This is a genomic window from uncultured Aliivibrio sp. (assembly GCF_946479765.1).
In the GTDB taxonomy this organism is placed as follows: domain Bacteria; phylum Pseudomonadota; class Gammaproteobacteria; order Enterobacterales; family Vibrionaceae; genus Aliivibrio.
The window spans coordinates 167,337-183,936 of record NZ_CAMLHO010000003.1 but is presented as its reverse complement, the minus strand read 5'-3'; the positions used below and the strand labels follow the sequence as shown (position 1 = coordinate 183,936).

The 16,600-nt window shown below is 40.1% G+C and carries 15 protein-coding genes and 3 tRNA genes; 16 read left to right on the top strand and 2 right to left on the bottom strand.

Translation table 11 applies throughout. The features are described from left to right. Window positions 1–100: 100 nt before the first annotated feature. From Q1K78_RS03185 to Q1K78_RS03175, 3 genes are all read left to right on the top strand, one after another. Window positions 101–175: transfer RNA gene (locus Q1K78_RS03185), tRNA-Gln, on the top strand. A gap of 115 nt (window positions 176–290) precedes the next feature. Further along, a tRNA-Leu gene (locus tag Q1K78_RS03180) sits at window positions 291–375 on the top strand. Between the two features lie 50 nt (window positions 376–425). Then, window positions 426–500 (top strand) — tRNA-Gln (locus Q1K78_RS03175). A gap of 199 nt (window positions 501–699) precedes the next feature. On the opposite strand, the gene Q1K78_RS03170 is transcribed toward Q1K78_RS03175, so the two are convergent. Next, window positions 700–1,854 (bottom strand): 2-octaprenyl-3-methyl-6-methoxy-1,4-benzoquinol hydroxylase, encoded by a 1,155-nt coding sequence (locus Q1K78_RS03170; RefSeq protein WP_300174364.1) that lies wholly within the window; start codon window positions 1,852–1,854, stop codon window positions 700–702. A 217-nt stretch (window positions 1,855–2,071) separates the two neighbouring features. Here Q1K78_RS03170 and miaB point away from each other — a divergent pair, with 217 nt between their 5' ends. The 5 genes from miaB (at window position 2,072) to lnt (ending at window position 6,823) form a co-directional block, all read left to right on the top strand. Further along, entirely contained in the window at window positions 2,072–3,496 is a 1,425-nt protein-coding gene (miaB, locus tag Q1K78_RS03165) for a tRNA (N6-isopentenyl adenosine(37)-C2)-methylthiotransferase MiaB (protein WP_300174338.1), read from the top strand. Between the two features lie 85 nt (window positions 3,497–3,581). After that, window positions 3,582–3,770, top strand: coding sequence for a hypothetical protein (locus Q1K78_RS03160; protein ID WP_300174366.1), 189 nt, complete (start codon window positions 3,582–3,584; stop codon window positions 3,768–3,770). Window positions 3,771–3,811: 41 nt separating this feature from the next. Next, window positions 3,812–4,273, top strand: a complete 462-nt coding sequence (gene ybeY / locus Q1K78_RS03155) for an rRNA maturation RNase YbeY (RefSeq protein ID WP_300174336.1) — start codon at window positions 3,812–3,814, stop codon at window positions 4,271–4,273. A 69-nt stretch (window positions 4,274–4,342) separates the two neighbouring features. Next, window positions 4,343–5,221 (top strand): CNNM family magnesium/cobalt transport protein CorC, encoded by an 879-nt coding sequence (gene corC / locus Q1K78_RS03150; RefSeq protein WP_300174333.1) that lies wholly within the window; start codon window positions 4,343–4,345, stop codon window positions 5,219–5,221. A 96-nt stretch (window positions 5,222–5,317) separates the two neighbouring features. Beyond that, a complete protein-coding gene (gene lnt, locus Q1K78_RS03145; protein ID WP_300174331.1) occupies window positions 5,318–6,823 on the top strand; it encodes an apolipoprotein N-acyltransferase in 1,506 nt (501 codons plus the stop codon). Window positions 6,824–6,902: 79 nt separating this feature from the next. Here the strand turns inward: lnt and Q1K78_RS03140 are convergent, their stop codons facing one another. Next, the gene (locus tag Q1K78_RS03140; RefSeq protein ID WP_300174329.1) at window positions 6,903–7,385 is read right to left on the bottom strand and encodes a zinc ribbon-containing protein; all 483 of its coding nucleotides are present in this window, start codon (window positions 7,383–7,385) and stop codon (window positions 6,903–6,905) included. A gap of 166 nt (window positions 7,386–7,551) precedes the next feature. Here Q1K78_RS03140 and leuS point away from each other — a divergent pair, with 166 nt between their 5' ends. From leuS to Q1K78_RS03100, 8 genes are all read left to right on the top strand, one after another. Beyond that, window positions 7,552–10,128: a leucine--tRNA ligase gene (gene leuS, locus Q1K78_RS03135; RefSeq protein ID WP_300174327.1), complete on the top strand. Its 2,577-nt coding sequence runs from the start codon at window positions 7,552–7,554 to the stop codon at window positions 10,126–10,128. A 188-nt stretch (window positions 10,129–10,316) separates the two neighbouring features. Further along, complete coding sequence (lptE, locus tag Q1K78_RS03130) at window positions 10,317–10,877, top strand: LPS assembly lipoprotein LptE (protein ID WP_300174362.1); 561 nt, start codon at window positions 10,317–10,319, stop codon at window positions 10,875–10,877. Window positions 10,878–10,879: 2 nt separating this feature from the next. Beyond that, a complete protein-coding gene (gene holA / locus Q1K78_RS03125; RefSeq protein WP_300174325.1) occupies window positions 10,880–11,914 on the top strand; it encodes a DNA polymerase III subunit delta in 1,035 nt (344 codons plus the stop codon). 52 nt (window positions 11,915–11,966) lie between these two features. Further along, a complete protein-coding gene (gene rsfS, locus Q1K78_RS03120) occupies window positions 11,967–12,284 on the top strand; it encodes a ribosome silencing factor (RefSeq protein WP_300174323.1) in 318 nt (105 codons plus the stop codon). 4 nt (window positions 12,285–12,288) lie between these two features. Then, on the top strand, window positions 12,289–12,759 hold the full coding sequence (rlmH, locus tag Q1K78_RS03115) for a 23S rRNA (pseudouridine(1915)-N(3))-methyltransferase RlmH (protein WP_023603633.1): 471 nt from the start codon (window positions 12,289–12,291) through the stop codon (window positions 12,757–12,759). Window positions 12,760–12,765: 6 nt separating this feature from the next. After that, window positions 12,766–14,640 carry a penicillin-binding protein 2 gene (gene mrdA, locus Q1K78_RS03110; RefSeq protein WP_300174360.1) on the top strand — a complete coding sequence of 625 codons (1,875 nt, stop codon included), beginning with the start codon at window positions 12,766–12,768 and terminating at the stop codon, window positions 14,638–14,640. Next, window positions 14,640–15,761, top strand: a complete 1,122-nt coding sequence (gene rodA / locus Q1K78_RS03105; RefSeq protein WP_300174319.1) for a rod shape-determining protein RodA — start codon at window positions 14,640–14,642, stop codon at window positions 15,759–15,761. The genes mrdA and rodA overlap by 1 nt, the downstream gene beginning before the upstream one ends. Beyond that, window positions 15,761–16,570: a septal ring lytic transglycosylase RlpA family protein gene (locus Q1K78_RS03100; protein ID WP_300174317.1), complete on the top strand. Its 810-nt coding sequence runs from the start codon at window positions 15,761–15,763 to the stop codon at window positions 16,568–16,570. The genes rodA and Q1K78_RS03100 overlap by 1 nt, the downstream gene beginning before the upstream one ends. Window positions 16,571–16,600: the final 30 nt, after the last annotated feature.

Below are 16,600 nucleotides of genomic sequence, written 5' to 3'. Positions count from 1 at the left end.
AGGTTCTGGCGCCGTAAGGTGTGAGAGTTCAAGTCTCTCCGTCCGCACCATATTTAAAGATGTATTATCTTAGTTTAATCACTAACATAATCTTCTCTGTTGGGATATCGCCAAGCGGTAAGGCACCGGCTTTTGATGCCGGCATTCCCTGGTTCAAATCCAGGTATCCCAACCACTATTTACATAATTGATGCAACCTGATTAATTATGACAACGTTAGAAAGACTCTCCAATTCGTCTTCTAACTACAAAAATTTCTACTCTTTGTTTTAATTAACAACTAGAAGAACGCGGACGTGGCGGAATTGGTAGACGCACCAGATTTAGGTTCTGGCGCCGTAAGGTGTGAGAGTTCAAGTCTCTCCGTCCGCACCATATTTAAAGATGTATTATCTTAGTTTAATCACTAACATAATCTTCTCTGTTGGGATATCGCCAAGCGGTAAGGCACCGGCTTTTGATGCCGGCATTCCCTGGTTCAAATCCAGGTATCCCAACCACTTTAAGAAAGCTCATCATTAATTTGATGGGCTTTTTTTTCGTCTGTACATTCTTCTTAAAGATCGCTCTTTTCCTTACTCTCTAAAGCAAATCTAAATAGCATTAATGAACCAATTTAATGGTTTTTAACGCAATAAAAAAGGCGATCAAATGATCACCTCTATTTATATTATTTCCTGATATTCTTCTTCAATCTTTCTATAAGCCCAGCGCGTATTTCAATGCTTGTGTTTTCAATGCACCAGATGAATCAGCTAATTTCAAACCTACATTTCGTAAAAATTTAACCGGAGGCAGTGAGTTACTAAATAAGGTATAAAACAAATCCATACTTGATTGCATCGCTAAGTTGTCACCTTTTCGTCTTAATTCATAAAGACGTAACGCTTTATCCGTCTCAGATCCTTTGGTTTCAATTTCTTCCAACAATACTTTTACGTCTTTAAAACCCAAATTAACGCCCTGTCCTGCTAAAGGATTAATCGTATGAGCTGCGTCTCCTAATAAAACACAACGATGATGGACGTATTTATGAGCGTGTCTACGAGTTAAAGGGAATGAACCAGATTGCTCTACCGTAAACTCACCCAGATCTTGCGGAAAATGGACTTTAATTTCCTTTTCTAACTGAATAGAAGTCATAGAAGAGAGTTGTTTAATACGATGAGGCGAGTCATACCACACTAATGAACCTTTATTTCCATGTAAAGGCAGAAATGATCGGGGGCCAGAAGGAGTAAACCACTGCCAAGTGATGTCTTGTTGGTTTTTTTCTGTTTCGATATTAATCAACATACAGTGTTGGCGATAATCCCACGCGGTAATCCCTATCTTTACTTTTTGGCGAACATAAGAATTAGCGCCATCAGCACCGATAATCCACTTTGCTTTAATTTTGTCGCCATTTTCTAATGTCAGTTCATTGTGCTCACTAAAAAACTCAAGATCAGCAATTTTTGCAGGCGTTATAACCGTAAGATTGCCGTAAGAAGAAAAAGTCTGCCATAACCCTAATTGAATAAGGCGGTTTTCAACAATAAAACCAAGTTGCTCCATATTAAGAGCATCAGAATGAAAGCGTGTGCGACATTCTGGATGTTCCCAGGTTTCTAAACGCTTATAAGGGCAAACTCTCATCTCTTTGATGCCTTCCCATGCACCTAATTTTTCAAGTAGGTCAACAGACGATTGAGAGATAGCAGAAACACGAATATCCATTGGTTGGCTATCATCAAAAGAATCTGGTGCTTTATATTCAATTACAGCAACTTGATAGCCTAATTTAGATAAACCGATGGCAGTAGCCGCACCAACCATTCCACCACCAACGATGGCGTAATCATATTCTTTCATCATCCATAGACCTTATATGAGTCAATAATTTTCTTCATTTTACCGTGATTTACTCTTAATCTAAATCACTCAAATAATACCCATAATAGATTCGTGGTTGTCTATACCTAGTCATAAGGCTTGGAAAGCAGTACAATACGCGCCCTATCTGTTTTGATCGAGCTTGCCTCTCAAAACTGTACCGAATTCTAGTAATAAAAAACGAGTGAAAAGTTACATGACTAAGAAACTGCTGATCAAAACCTGGGGCTGCCAGATGAACGAATACGATTCATCTAAAATGGCCGATCTTTTAGGTGCCGCAAATGGTTATGAATTAACAGAAGATCCGAAAGAAGCGGATGTTCTATTATTAAATACCTGTTCTATTCGTGAAAAAGCCCAAGAAAAGGTTTTTCATCAATTAGGCCGCTGGAAACATTTAAAAGACAAAAAACCAGACTTAGTGATTGGCGTTGGTGGCTGTGTTGCCACTCAAGAAGGCGATCATATTCGTCAACGTGCTCCTTATGTTGATGTGATTTTTGGTCCTCAAACACTTCATCGTTTGCCACAAATGATCAAACAATCGCTTTCTAATGAAAAAACCGTTATGGATATTTCATTCCCTGAGATCGAAAAATTCGATAATCTTCCAGAACCAAAAGCGGATGGCGTATCTGCTTTCGTTTCCATCATGGAAGGCTGCTCAAAATACTGTACGTACTGTGTAGTTCCTTACACTCGTGGTGAAGAAGTTAGCCGTCCATTAGATGACGTATTATTTGAAATTGCTCAACTTGCAGAGCAAGGCGTACGTGAAGTAAACCTATTAGGTCAAAACGTAAATGCATACCGTGGCCCAATGTACGATGGTGAACTTTGCTCATTTGCTGACTTACTTCGTATGGTTGCCTCTATTGATGGTATCGACCGTTTACGCTTTACAACCAGTCACCCACTAGAGTTTGGTGATGATATTGTTGCTGTTTATGAAGATACTCCTGAATTAGTAAGCTTCTTACACCTACCAGTACAAAGTGGTTCAGATCGTATCCTAACGATGATGAAACGTCCTCATACTGCGATTGAGTACAAATCAATCATCCGTAAGCTACGTAAAGCTCGTCCTGATATTTTAATCAGCTCGGATTTCATCGTTGCTTTCCCTGGTGAGTCAGAAAAAGACTTCCAAGACACAATGAAGCTAATTAAAGACGTAGACTTTGATATGAGCTACAGCTTTGTCTTCTCTCCACGCCCAGGAACACCTGCTGCTGATTATCCATGCGATATTCCTGAGCAAACGAAGAAAGACCGTTTGGCTGAACTTCAACAACAAATTAGCTTCCAATCAGCACGTTTCTCTCGTCAAATGCTAGGTACAGAGCTTCGCGCATTGGTTGAAGGTCCATCAAAACGTAACCCAATGGAACTGCGTGCCCGTACAGAAAATAATCGTGTTGTTAACTTTACTGGTAACCCAGAACTGATTGGACAATTTGTTGATCTTCATATTACCGAATCATTTACGAACTCTTTACGCGGTACTTTAGTTCGTACCGAAAAAGACATGGGATTACGTGTTGCCGTTTCTCCTTCTGAAATGATAGAGAAGACACGTCGTGAAGATGATCTTGGTGTAGGCACTTTTACGCCATAGAGTGATCCCCTCAATAAAATCAAACACTAAAAAGATGATTAAGGTAACTTGATCATCTTTTTTCTATTTAGCGGTTGCTGTCGATGTGCTTGAGCGTCAAGAGGTTCGTCGAATCCTTCTAACTCACCTAGCAGTAAAAGCCTGTGAAGTATTATCTGACGTTGATGAAATTAGCTTTAATTTCTTTATCGCCGATGAAAAATGGGAAACAAATGATCAAAAAGAGCGTAAACTAGAAGGGCAGCGTCGAAGGAAGAACGTGAAGCGCGTTTAATTGACTCTGAAAATAACTAGTACAATAAATTTAGGTGAACCATGAGCATTGAACTCGATCTACAAATTGCCTGTGAAAGTGACAAATACCTGCCTTCAGAAAAAGACTTAATGTCTTGGCTGAATGCAGTGATCCCACAATTTCAACCACAAGCTGAGTTAACCATTCGAATTGTAGATGAAAAAGAAAGTCACGAGTTAAACCATCAGTATCGTGGTATGGACAAGCCAACTAATGTATTGTCCTTCCCATTTGAAGCACCACCAGAAATTGAAATCGATTTATTAGGTGATTTAATCATCTGCCGTCAAGTTGTTGAAAAAGAAGCTGTTGAACAAAACAAGCCTTTATTAGCACATTGGGCGCATATGGTTGTACATGGCAGTCTTCATCTGCTAGGTTATGATCATATCAAGGATGAAGAAGCTGAAGAGATGGAATCTCTCGAAACAGAATTAATGCAAGAAATGGGATTCGAAGATCCATATCTCGCTGAGAAATAATTGTTGGAATAATCCAATAGTTACCTATGTGAGCTATCCACATTGATAGCAACTACTTTTAAAGAAGCCATGAACGACGAAAATACACAGAATACAGAAGGTCCGAGTAGAAAGTCCTTCTTAGGACGCCTTTCCCAACTGTTTCAAGGGGAACCTAAAGATCGCCAAGAGTTGGTAGATGTATTTAGAGACTCTGAAGAGAATTCAGTTATTGACCACGACACCCGAGACATGCTCGAAGGTGTAATGGAAATATCTGAAATGAGAGTCCGCGATATTATGTTACCGCGTTCTCAGATGGTCACTGTAGAGAAAACACAAGATCTAGAATCACTGATAGCAACTATCATAGAAGCGTCACACTCACGCTACCCTGTGATCAGTGAGGATAAAGACCATGTTGAAGGAATACTCCTTGCGAAGGACTTATTAAGATACTTAGGCTCAGATTGTGAAGCCTTTGAGATCGAACAAGTTATTCGACCTGCTGTTGTAGTACCAGAAAGCAAACGTGTTGATAAACTTTTAAAAGAGTTTAGAGAAGAGCGTTACCACATGGCCATCGTAGTTGATGAGTTTGGTGGGGTTTCGGGTCTAGTTACCATTGAAGATATCCTAGAAGAAATTGTTGGGGATATTGAAGATGAGTTTGATGACGAAGAAGAAAAAGACATCCGTCAGTTGAGCAAGCACACATTTGCTGTGAAAGCCCTAACTGAAATCGATGACTTTAATGACGCTTTTGCATCACACTTCAGTGACGACGAAATCGATACGGTTGGTGGATTAGTGTTAACCAGTTTCGGGCATTTACCTGAAAGTGGGGAAACTATCGAGATCTCTGGTTTTACCTTTAAGGTTACCGCAGCAGACAATCGTCGTATTATTCAACTTCAAGTTACGATTCCTGATAAAGAATCGATAAAAACAGAATCTGAAGAAGAATAACAAAATCAGCCACTGATCTTTCAGTGGCTGAACTTTATTTGAATTATACAGACTAACTCTCTTTCACTATTTACTATCTATTCGAGTTAAAAGCCGATGCCTCTACTTTCTCACTCTCTCATTCGATTCATCCTTGCTGTAATTTCAGGCGCAAGTGCAACTCTCGCTTTTGCTCCCTACTCTATTTGGCCCTTCGCTTTTGTAGCTCCCTTAGCTCTATTAGTCTTAATCCACCAACAAACCACTAAAAAATCCACTTGGTTAGGTTTCTTTTGGGGAATAGGCTACTTTGGTACAGGGATTAGTTGGGTTCATATCAGCATAGATAATTTTGGCGGAATGCCAATGGCTGCAGGGCTTTTCTTAATGATTGGTCTAATCAGCTACCTTGCTTTATATCCAATGCTGTTCACGTTTCTTCTACAGCGCTTTTTTACCTCGCACACTCTCACTAAATACTTACTAACCATTCCTGCTCTCTGGCTTGTTACTGACTGGCTTCGTGGTTGGGTATTTACTGGTTTTCCATGGCTATGGCTAGGTTACAGTCAAATCGATAGCCCATTCTCAGCATGGGGACCGATATTTGGCGTAGAAGGCATCACTGCCGTGATAATGATCTCAGTCGGTGCGATAATCTATGCCTTACTAGAACGAAAATGGGCATTATTGCTTATTCCTGCCATTTTAGGTGCGACATCTTTTGCGATTAAACCCTTTGATTGGGTAACCCCCCAACCAGAAAAAGTGACTAAAGTTGCTCTAATTCAGGGCAATATCAACCAAGCCTTAAAATGGTTACCAAGTGAACGCTGGCCAACCATTATGAAGTATATGGATTTAACTCGTGAAAACTGGGATGCTGACCTAATTATCTGGCCAGAGGCCGCTGTACCTGCATTAGAGATTGAAATACCAAGCTTTCTGAGAAACCTTGATAGCGCAGCTACTATGAATAACAGTACAGTGATTACAGGGATTGTTGGTCAAAGCCCAACCGGAAATTTTTATAATAATATTATTTCTCTCGGCGTGAATGGCACCAATGGTTACGACTATCTTGAGCAGCCAAGATACAGTAAACATCATCTACTTCCTTTTGGTGAATTTGTTCCTTTTGAAGCATTACTTCGTCCATTGGCTCCGATATTTAATCTACCAATGTCTTCGTTCAGTCGCGGGGACTATATCCAACCAAATATCGAAGCAAGTGGAACACACTTAGCGCCCGCATTGTGCTATGAAATCGTATATGGCGAACAAGTTAGAGAGAATATTACCGAACAAACTGATTATATTTTAACGCTTTCTAATGACGCCTGGTTTGGTACTTCTATTGGTCCATTACAGCACATGGAAATGGCTCAAATGCGAGCACTTGAAACAGGTAAGCCCGTCATTCGCTCTACCAATAACGGGGTAACCGCCATTACTGATCATAGAGGTAAGATTACTGATCAAATTCCACAATTTACAATGGCAGTATTACGTGGCGAAGTCATCCCGACAACAGGAACGACTCCTTATCGTTATTGGGGTACGTGGCCGCTGTACTTCCTTGTCATGTTATCGTTAATTATTGCTTGGCGTAAGCGTCGATAACGACAGTAAATGGTCTGTATATCATTATGATATTCAGACCTTTCTACTATCTACTATCTACTATCTACTCATATTAACGTTATGGCTTTAATGACTGCCGTGTAAATTCTTCATTCTCACAATGAGTGCAAGGTTGAATAATTTGAGCATGGTTAAATTGTTCTCGATGACCACACTTCTCACAAACAAGAATCCCTAAACCAACCACTTCACCAGCTTGATAAACACCTTGATGCTCTAAATCATCGAAGACTTCTTTCCATTCAACTTGTGTCTTGTCTGTAATCTCAAGCAAACCATGCCAAATAGAATCGGCTATTAATCGATAAAAAGGGGAATCAGGAAAGGTTGTTTTACTCTCCTCATAACTTTGTGCAAATTCCTTGATATCTCTTCTGACATAACTGGAGATCAATTCCAATTCATCTTTGGTCATATCAGAAGCGGCATCTACCACCTCTTCTGAGGATTTAGCCCAATGCTGAAATTCTTCAGGGCTTCTTTCCAATACATTCATTACACGCTCAAAGACAGCGTTATAACCTGTTTTTTGCTTAGACATAAGTCACCTCCAAGAATTCGCTAGATTTATATAGCGAAGAGTGAGTTAAAGGTTATCAGGTCGCTTGAGTATAAGCGCTCCATTAGTTATTCTATGCTGATCAAGTATTATCTGATCAAACCGATCTCACAAATTTTGTGATCCACTGACATAACTGGGTAAATCGATGCAAGAACAATATAATCCACAGGATCTTGAACAGAAGATCCAAAAACATTGGGACGACAGCAAAACATTTGTTGTAACTGAAGACGCAAGCAAAGAAAAATTCTATTGCCTCTCAATGTTTCCATACCCAAGTGGTCGTCTACACATGGGTCACGTTCGTAACTACACCATTGGTGATGTGGTTTCTCGTTATCAGCGCTTACAAGGCAAAAACGTAATGCAACCTATCGGTTGGGATGCGTTTGGTCTTCCGGCTGAGAATGCGGCTGTTAAAAATAAGACAGCACCAGCACCTTGGACTTACGAAAACATCGAATACATGAAAAACCAGCTTAAACTATTAGGTTTTGGTTACGATTGGAATCGTGAATTCGCAACGTGTACGCCTGAATACTACCGTTGGGAACAAGAGTTCTTCACAAAGCTGTACAACAAAGGCCTAGTTTACAAGAAAACGTCTTCTGTAAACTGGTGTCCAAATGACCAAACTGTTCTTGCAAACGAACAAGTTGAAGACGGTTGTTGTTGGCGTTGTGATACCCCTGTTGAACAAAAGAAAATTCCACAGTGGTTCATTAAAATTACCGAATATGCACAAGAGCTTCTTGACGATCTAGATACGCTTGATGGTTGGCCAGAAATGGTTAAAACCATGCAACGTAACTGGATTGGTCGCTCTGAAGGCGTAGAGTTATCTTTTGTCGTTAACGGCGAAGAAGCTCCTTTAGAAGTATATACCACACGTCCAGATACGCTAATGGGTGTTACTTACGTTGCTATCGCAGCAGGTCACCCTCTTGCAGAAAAAGCGGCGGCAACGAACCCTGAGTTATTCGCTTTCACAGAAGAATGTCGCAACACGAAAGTGGCTGAAGCTGAATTAGCAACAATGGAAAAGAAAGGGATGGATACAGGTTTAACCGCTATTCACCCTCTTAACGGTCGCGTTGTTCCTGTTTTTGTCGCAAACTTCGTTCTAATGGATTACGGCACAGGTGCAGTAATGGCAGTTCCTGCTCACGATCAACGTGATTATGAATTTGCAACTAAATACAGCATCGATATTATTCCAGTAATCAAACCTGAAGATGGTTCTGATGTTGACGTATCTGAAGCTGCGTATACAGAAAAAGGCGTTCTGTTTGATTCTGGTGAATTCGACGGTCTTGCTTTTCAAGACGCTTTTGATGCTATCGCGGCAAAATTAGAATCTGAAGGTAAAGGTAAAAAAACAATAAACTTCCGTCTACGTGACTGGGGTGTTTCTCGTCAACGTTACTGGGGTGCTCCAATCCCAATGGTAACAACTGAAGACGGTCAAGTTCACCCAGTACCAGCGGACCAACTACCCGTAATTCTTCCTGAAGACGTGGTAATGGATGGCGTAACTAGCCCAATTAAAGCGGACAAAGAATGGGCTAAAACCACATTCAATGGCGAACCTGCACTGCGTGAAACAGATACCTTTGATACCTTCATGGAATCATCTTGGTACTACGCTCGTTACTGTTCTCCACAAGCTGACGATATTCTAGACCCAGAAAAAGCAAACTACTGGTTACCAGTAGACCAATACGTTGGTGGTATTGAACATGCATGTATGCACCTTCTTTACTCACGTTTCTTCCATAAGCTTCTACGTGATGCTGGTTATGTAACGTCAAACGAACCATTCAAACAACTTTTATGTCAAGGTATGGTACTTGCTGATGCATTCCACCACACTAATGATAAAGGCACCAAAGAGTGGATCTCACCAACAGATGTAACTATTGAGCGTGACGTAAAAGGTCGCATAGAAAAAGCAGTCGATAACCAAGGCCGTAATGTTGAACACTCAGGCATGATCAAAATGTCTAAGTCTAAAAACAACGGTATTGACCCTCAAGAGATGGTTGATAAATTTGGTGCGGATACGGTTCGTCTATTCATGATGTTTGCAGCACCTGCTGACATGACACTAGAATGGCAAGAATCAGGCGTTGAAGGCGCAAGTCGCTTCCTAAAACGTGTTTGGAAATTAGTACACGATCACACGACAAAAGGCGCAACTGAAGCGCTAGATGTTGCTGCTCTTTCTGGTGACCAAAAAGCGCTTCGTCGCGATGTTCATAAAACCATTGCAAAAGTAAGTGATGATATTGGCCGTCGTCAAACGTTCAATACTGCTATTGCTGCAATCATGGAATTAATGAACAAGCTAAACAAAGCACCTCAAGATTCAGCACAAGATCGCGCTCTTCTTGATGAGGCATTGAAAGCTGTTGTTGTTATGCTTTACCCAATGACTCCACACGCAAGTTTTGCAATGTGGGAAGCGTTAGGTGAATCAAATATCGATACCGCAGCATGGCCAACATTCGATGAGAAAGCACTGGTTGAAGACGAAAAAACTATTGTTGTAATGATCAATGGTAAATTGCGTGCGAAACTGGTTGTGGCTTCCGATGCAACTGAAGAGCAAGTGAAAGAACTTGGTCTTAACGATGAAAATACACTTAAGTTCCTAGATGGCCTAACTATCCGTAAAGTTATCTATGTTCCTGGTAAACTTTTAAACATCGTAGCTAACTAAGTTACTGTTTAAAGCATAAGCGGTTTATCTGCTTATGCTTATTTAACTGTTTTATCTTATGCAATACACTGCATTACCTATAGAATAATTAAATAAGCATTTTTATCACCATTTGAGGGAGTTACTCGGTGAAACGACTTTTATCTCTATTTTCTCTTCGTACAACAATCGTATTGACCCTATCACTTATGATCTCTGCGTGTGGCTTTCATCTGCGTGGTAATTATCTATTACCTGAAGAGCTGCATGAAATTTCACTCACCAGTTTTGACCAGTACAGTGACTTAACCCGCAATGTACAAAAACAACTTAGAATGAATGGGATCAGCCAAGTCGCACCAACAACGGTGACACCTAGCTTAGACCTAATCAGTGAAAGCGTGGGTGAAAGAACACTTTCTCTTTATCAAAACAGCCGTGCGGCAGAAAAAGAGCTGACGTATACAGTAAGATACAGCGTACTTATTCCTGAGCATGACATCAAATCCTACACAACAACCGTAAACCGTAATTATCTTGATAACCCACTCACCGCACTGGCTAAGTCAGTTGAACGTGACATGATTGAAGATGAGATGCGAGGTCAAGCCGCAGAGCAGATCTTACGTCAAATGGCGCGTTTAAAAGCAGATGATAACCCAGTAGGTATTACGGTTGAAAAAACAGCGCATACCGATGATACAGAAACTAAAGTAACCACCAAAGAAGTGGTTGAAGCGATGGCAACATCCACTGAAAACAAACAATAATCATGAGAGTATTTCCAGAACAACTAGGGCAAAATTTAGAACGTAGCTTACGTCAAAGCTACCTTTTATTTGGTAACGAACCTCTTTTAAAACAAGAGTGTCTTGATGCTATTCGCCAAACAGCATTCACACAAGGGTTTGAAGAGAAACATCAATTTACCCTAGATAAACAACTTGATTGGGAATTGATCTTTGATTGTACTCAAGCATTAAGTTTATTCTCATCTCGACAAATACTTGAGCTTACTATTCCAGATACTGGACTTACCACAGTACATACCAATAAAATCAAAGAGCTTGTCCCTGCACTCCATGATGACATTTTATTAATTTTCCAAGGCCCAAGAGTAAATAAAAGCCAAGAAAGCACTCAATGGTTTAAAGCATTAGTGCAGATCGGGTTATTTGTTCCTTGTAATACGCCTGATAATCAACAACTGCCTCGGTTTATTCAGCAGCGTTGTAAAAAACTAAAACTGAAACCTGACGCAGAAGCGATACAAATGCTGGCTCAATGGCATGAAGGCAATTTACTTGCTCTCGCTCAAAGTTTAGACAAGCTAGCCCTGTTATACCCTGATGGTTTACTGACTTTAATTCGCATAGAAGAAGCGTTAAATAGAAATAACCACTTCACTCCTTTCCAATTGGTTGACACCTTATTGTCAGGCCAAGCAAAACGAGCACAACGGATCCTTCGTCAGTTAGAGAGCGAAGGTATAGAAATGGTTATTCTTCTAAGAACACTGCAAAAAGAACTCTTTTTATTACAAAACTTCCAACAGGCTATCACTCAAGGTGAGGCTATGTTTACTGTTTTTGACCGCCATAAAGTATGGCAAAATCGCCGTTCTTTGTATCAAGCGGCATTACAGCGTTTATCTATGGTGCAAATACAGCACTTAATCCGTTCTCTCGCGAGAATGGAAATCGCAACAAAAACAGATTTTGATACCAATTGTTGGCCACAACTTAGTCAATTGACATTAGACATGTGTAATATTCACATTTCAGTGACACCCAACTTATCTCATTAATCGAGTATCACTGATATACTCCTTATAAATAACCCATTTCTAGGTGATTACTTTGCAAGATAAAGAACTGCATGATTTTCTATTCAACCACGTTGATGATATGAAAGCTGAAAACATCATCACTCTTGATGTTCGTGATAAATCAAGCATCACAGATTTTATGATTGTATGTACTGGCACATCAAAACGTCACGTTAGCTCTATTGCGTCTAATGTTTCAGATAAAGTAAAAGACCTTGGTTTAATGCCATACGGCGTTGATGGCGAAGCAGAAGGTGAATGGGTTGTTGTTGATATGGGCGACGTCATGATTCATATCCTACAAGCAGAACACCGTGAGCTGTACCAACTAGAAAAGTTATGGAGCTAACCTTTTGAAACTTCAATTAATTGCTGTTGGTACAAAAATGCCAAAATGGGTTGAAGAAGGCTATAAAGAGTATAGTCGTCGCTTCCCAAAAGACATGCCTCTAGAACTCATAGAGATCACGGCAGGTAAACGTGGGAAAAATGCAGACATTGCACGAATTCTTCAAAAAGAAGGGGAAGCAATGCTTGCAGCAGTACCAAAAGGTAACCGTATTGTCACTTTAGACATCCCAGGTAAACCTTGGAATACAGAACAGCTTGCAGAGCAATTAGAAGTATGGAAATTAGATGCTCGTGACGTATCTATATTGATTGGTGGTCCTGAAGGATTATCTCCAGCTTGTAAAGCCGCGGCAGAACAAAGTTGGTCTCTATCTCCTTTAACGCTTCCTCACCCTCTTGTTCGTGTTGTTATGGCAGAAAGCCTATATCGAGCATGGAGCATTACTGCCAATCATCCTTACCACAGAGAATAAGAGTTGATTAAGCGCAAACGCACACAAATTCGTGATTACCACGCCGAAACGAGACTATTTGCATCCCGAGCAATTGTCTCGTTTGCGGGGATCATTGTACTTATTGGTCTACTGCTGACCAATCTATACAATATCCAAATTAATGAATTTCAAGATTACAAAACACGCTCAAACGATAATCGTATTAAAATTGTACCTATCGCCCCAAATCGAGGATTGATTTTCGATCGTAATCACTTGCCTCTTGCAGAAAATCGTCCTGTTTTTAATTTAGAAATTACACCAGATAAAGTAAAAGACGTCCCTCTATTACTGAGTGAGCTTCAAAATATCTTACCCATAACTCAAGATAATATTGATGATTTCCAAAAAGATCGTCGTCGTACTCGCCGCTTTAAATCTGTCCCTATTCTGTCTCAATTAACTCAAGAACAAGTTGCTGTTTTTGCCGTTAATCAGCACAAGTTCTCAGGCGTTGAAGTAAAGGCCTATCTAAAACGTTTTTATCCTTATGGCAAAACATTTACTCATGTACTTGGTTACGTTGCTAAAATTAATGACCGTGACTTAGCCCGTTTAGCTCGAGAAGAAAAAGACGCAAATTATCAAGCTACCCGAGATATCGGTAAATTAGGTATTGAACGTTATTATGAAGATATTCTTCATGGTACCGCTGGCTATCAAGAAATCGAAGTAAACAGTCGTGGCCGTGTTGTCCGAACGCTTAAATACGTACCACCAATCCCAGGCAAAGACATCGTATTAAACCTTGATATCGAATTACAGCAGTTTGTTGAAAAACAACTTGATGGCCGACGTGGCGCTGCGATTGTTTTAGAGCCAAAGACAAGCGCAGTATTAGCCATGGTCTCTAGCCCAAGTTACGATCCAAATCTATTTGTACATGGTATTTCAAGTAAAAACTACAACGCCTTATTAAATGACCCTGATCGCCCACTGGTTAACCGAACAACACTTGGTATATACCCACCAGCATCAACAGTAAAACCTTTTATTGCAGTATCAGCACTAGAAGAGAAAATAGTCACGCCGTTTACTACCCGTAATGATCCTGGCTATTGGCGTATTCCTAATTCAAAAACCCGACCATTCCGCGATTGGAAACGTTGGGGCCATGGTACTGTTAATTTAAAACAAGCCATCGAAGAATCTGTTGATACTTTCTTCTACCAAATCTCTTTTGATATGGGGATTGACCGCTTATCAGCCTGGATGATGAAATTCGGTTTCGGTGACTATACTGGCATTGATATTCATGAAGAAAGTAAAGCTAATATGCCAACCCGAGATTGGAAAGTTGCTCGTTTCCGTACACCTTGGTATCAAGGAGATACAATTCCGGTTGGTATTGGTCAAGGCTACTGGACTGCAACGCCAATGCAGATAGCTAAAGCAACATCGGTTTTGGTTAATCACGGAAAGGTACAAGCGCCTCATTTACTAAAAGCAATTATTAGTAATAATGCAGAGGCGCCATTTGAACCAGAACCATATCCGCCAATAAAAGGGATTAGAGACAGCTATTGGCAATTAGCAGTAGATGGCATGATCTTAGTAAACAATGGCTCTAAAGGCACAGCAAGGCGCATTTTTGCTGGTACTCCTTATGTCAGTGCAGGTAAGTCTGGTTCATCTCAAGTCTTTGGTCTAAAGGGCCAAGAGTATAATGCAGATGAGATTGATGAACGCTTACGTGACCACGCGTTATTTACTGGTTTTGCTCCAGCAAAAGATCCAAAAGTTATTATTTCACTTGTTCTTGAAAATGCAGGCGGTGGTTCGACTCAAGGTGGGCCCGTTGCGCGTAGTGTATTTGACCATGTACTGCTCACGAATCCAGAAGAGGTAACGACAAAATAATGAGAGTAGATATCGCATCGGGGAAAAATAGAGATTTTTTCCACCGTATCCACATCGACTTACCACTATTATTAGGTATTTTATTATTAATGGCTTGTGCTCTTGTCATTATGTACAGTGCCAGTGGTCAAAGCTTATTGATGATGGATAAACAAGCCATGCGTATGCTTCTCTCATTAAGTGTCATGTTTGTGTTAGCTCAAATATCACCTAGAGCTTATGAAGTCGCAGCCCCCTACTTATTTACTATTGGTATAGTTTTATTATTGGGCGTTCTCTTTTTTGGTGAAGCATCGAAAGGGGCTCAGCGCTGGCTTAATCTTGGATTTATTCGCTTTCAACCCTCTGAATTAATAAAACTAGCGGTACCGTTAATGGTTGCGCGCTATATTAGCAATAAGCCACTACCACCGAGCATCAAAACTCTTTTTTTTGCTCTACTTATGGTATTTATTCCAACCATAATGATTGCTAAACAGCCCGATCTTGGCACCTCTATATTAATCGCAGCGTCTGGTATTTTTGTTATTTTTTTAGCAGGGATAAGTTGGAGAATAATCTGTGCTGCAACCGTCGCTGTTGGAGGATTTATCCCTATTTTATGGTTTTTCTTAATGCGCTCTTACCAAAAGGTAAGGGTACAAACATTATTTAATCCGGAATCAGATCCACTTGGTGCTGGGTACCATATTATTCAATCAAAAATCGCTATTGGCTCTGGTGGCTTAGTGGGTAAAGGTTGGTTACACGGCACACAATCTCAATTAGAGTTTATTCCTGAGCGCCATACGGATTTCATCTTTGCTGTTATTGCCGAAGAATGGGGCTTAATTGGAGTGATGGCACTGCTCTCAATTTACCTATTTATTATTGGCCGTGGTTTATTTTTAGCAAGCCAAGCACAAACCGCTTTTGGTCGCATGATGGGAGGCAGTGTCATTCTAAGTTTCTTTGTCTATATTTTTGTAAATATAGGCATGGTAAGTGGCATTTTACCCGTTGTAGGCGTTCCACTTCCATTAGTTAGTTATGGCGGTACATCTATGGTCACTCTAATGGCTGGTTTCGGTATTCTTATGTCAATTCACACACACAAAAAAGTTCATTCTAAGGCCAATTAATGCGTATTATTTTACTTCTTATTTCTCTTGTATTAACAGGTTGTGCATCTGAACCACCAAAAAACTCAACAGATGAACCAAATGCAGGTCGCTATCAAATCAATAATGATATCGCACCTGATATGCCAATTTCAGTTAAGCATATTGAAGATTCTCACCCACGATATGAACCAAAAAGCCTATATGGTAATAAAGATTATACGCTATTAGGCAAAGACTACCCTATTGTCAAAGAACCAAAAAACTTTACCCAAGAAGGTAAAAGCTCTTGGTATGGTAAGAAATTTCACGGTCATAAAACATCAAATGGTGAAGTGTATGACATGTACTCAATGAGTGCTGCACACAAAACATTACCTATTCCAAGCTATGTAAAAGTCACCAATAAAGACAATGGTAAAACAGCAATAGTAAGAGTAAATGATCGAGGTCCTTTCCATGAGGGACGTATTATTGATTTAAGTTTTGCCGCAGCAACAAAGCTAGACGTAATCAAAACCGGCACTGCAAATGTTAAAATTGAATATATCTCAATTGATAAACCTAAAAATGCCCATGAATGGCATGCTATAGATCCAAACCAGTATTACATTCAAATGGTGGCATTAAAAAGTGGCCATGGCGCAACCAAGGCGGCTGAAAAACTACAAAAAAAATTCAATAGTCCGACAAATATTATTAAATCAAACACTGTTTATCGTGTACGTTTAGGGCCATTTTTAGATCGTGATATCGCAGACGCTACGCTATTAGAAGTGAAGAATAACAGCTACATCTCAGCATTTATAATTCAAGAACTTAAAAAATAACTCTCTTGAATGTCAACATTATGTAAATAT

What these genes read in the sequence shown, in the direction of transcription:
- Q1K78_RS03170 (WP_300174364.1), bottom strand. Translation starts at nt 1,854, where the DNA reads ATGAAAGAATATGATTACGCCATCGTTGGTGGTGGAATGGTTGGTGCG.
- miaB (WP_300174338.1), top strand. Translation starts at nt 2,072, where the DNA reads ATGACTAAGAAACTGCTGATCAAAACCTGGGGCTGCCAGATGAACGAA.
- ybeY (WP_300174336.1), top strand. Translation starts at nt 3,812, where the DNA reads ATGAGCATTGAACTCGATCTACAAATTGCCTGTGAAAGTGACAAATAC.
- corC (WP_300174333.1), top strand. Translation starts at nt 4,343, where the DNA reads ATGAACGACGAAAATACACAGAATACAGAAGGTCCGAGTAGAAAGTCC.
- lnt (WP_300174331.1), top strand. Translation starts at nt 5,318, where the DNA reads ATGCCTCTACTTTCTCACTCTCTCATTCGATTCATCCTTGCTGTAATT.
- Q1K78_RS03140 (WP_300174329.1), bottom strand. Translation starts at nt 7,385, where the DNA reads ATGTCTAAGCAAAAAACAGGTTATAACGCTGTCTTTGAGCGTGTAATG.
- leuS (WP_300174327.1), top strand. Translation starts at nt 7,552, where the DNA reads ATGCAAGAACAATATAATCCACAGGATCTTGAACAGAAGATCCAAAAA.
- lptE (WP_300174362.1), top strand. Translation starts at nt 10,317, where the DNA reads ATGATCTCTGCGTGTGGCTTTCATCTGCGTGGTAATTATCTATTACCT.
- holA (WP_300174325.1), top strand. Translation starts at nt 10,880, where the DNA reads ATGAGAGTATTTCCAGAACAACTAGGGCAAAATTTAGAACGTAGCTTA.
- rodA (WP_300174319.1), top strand. Translation starts at nt 14,640, where the DNA reads ATGAGAGTAGATATCGCATCGGGGAAAAATAGAGATTTTTTCCACCGT.
- Q1K78_RS03100 (WP_300174317.1), top strand. Translation starts at nt 15,761, where the DNA reads ATGCGTATTATTTTACTTCTTATTTCTCTTGTATTAACAGGTTGTGCA.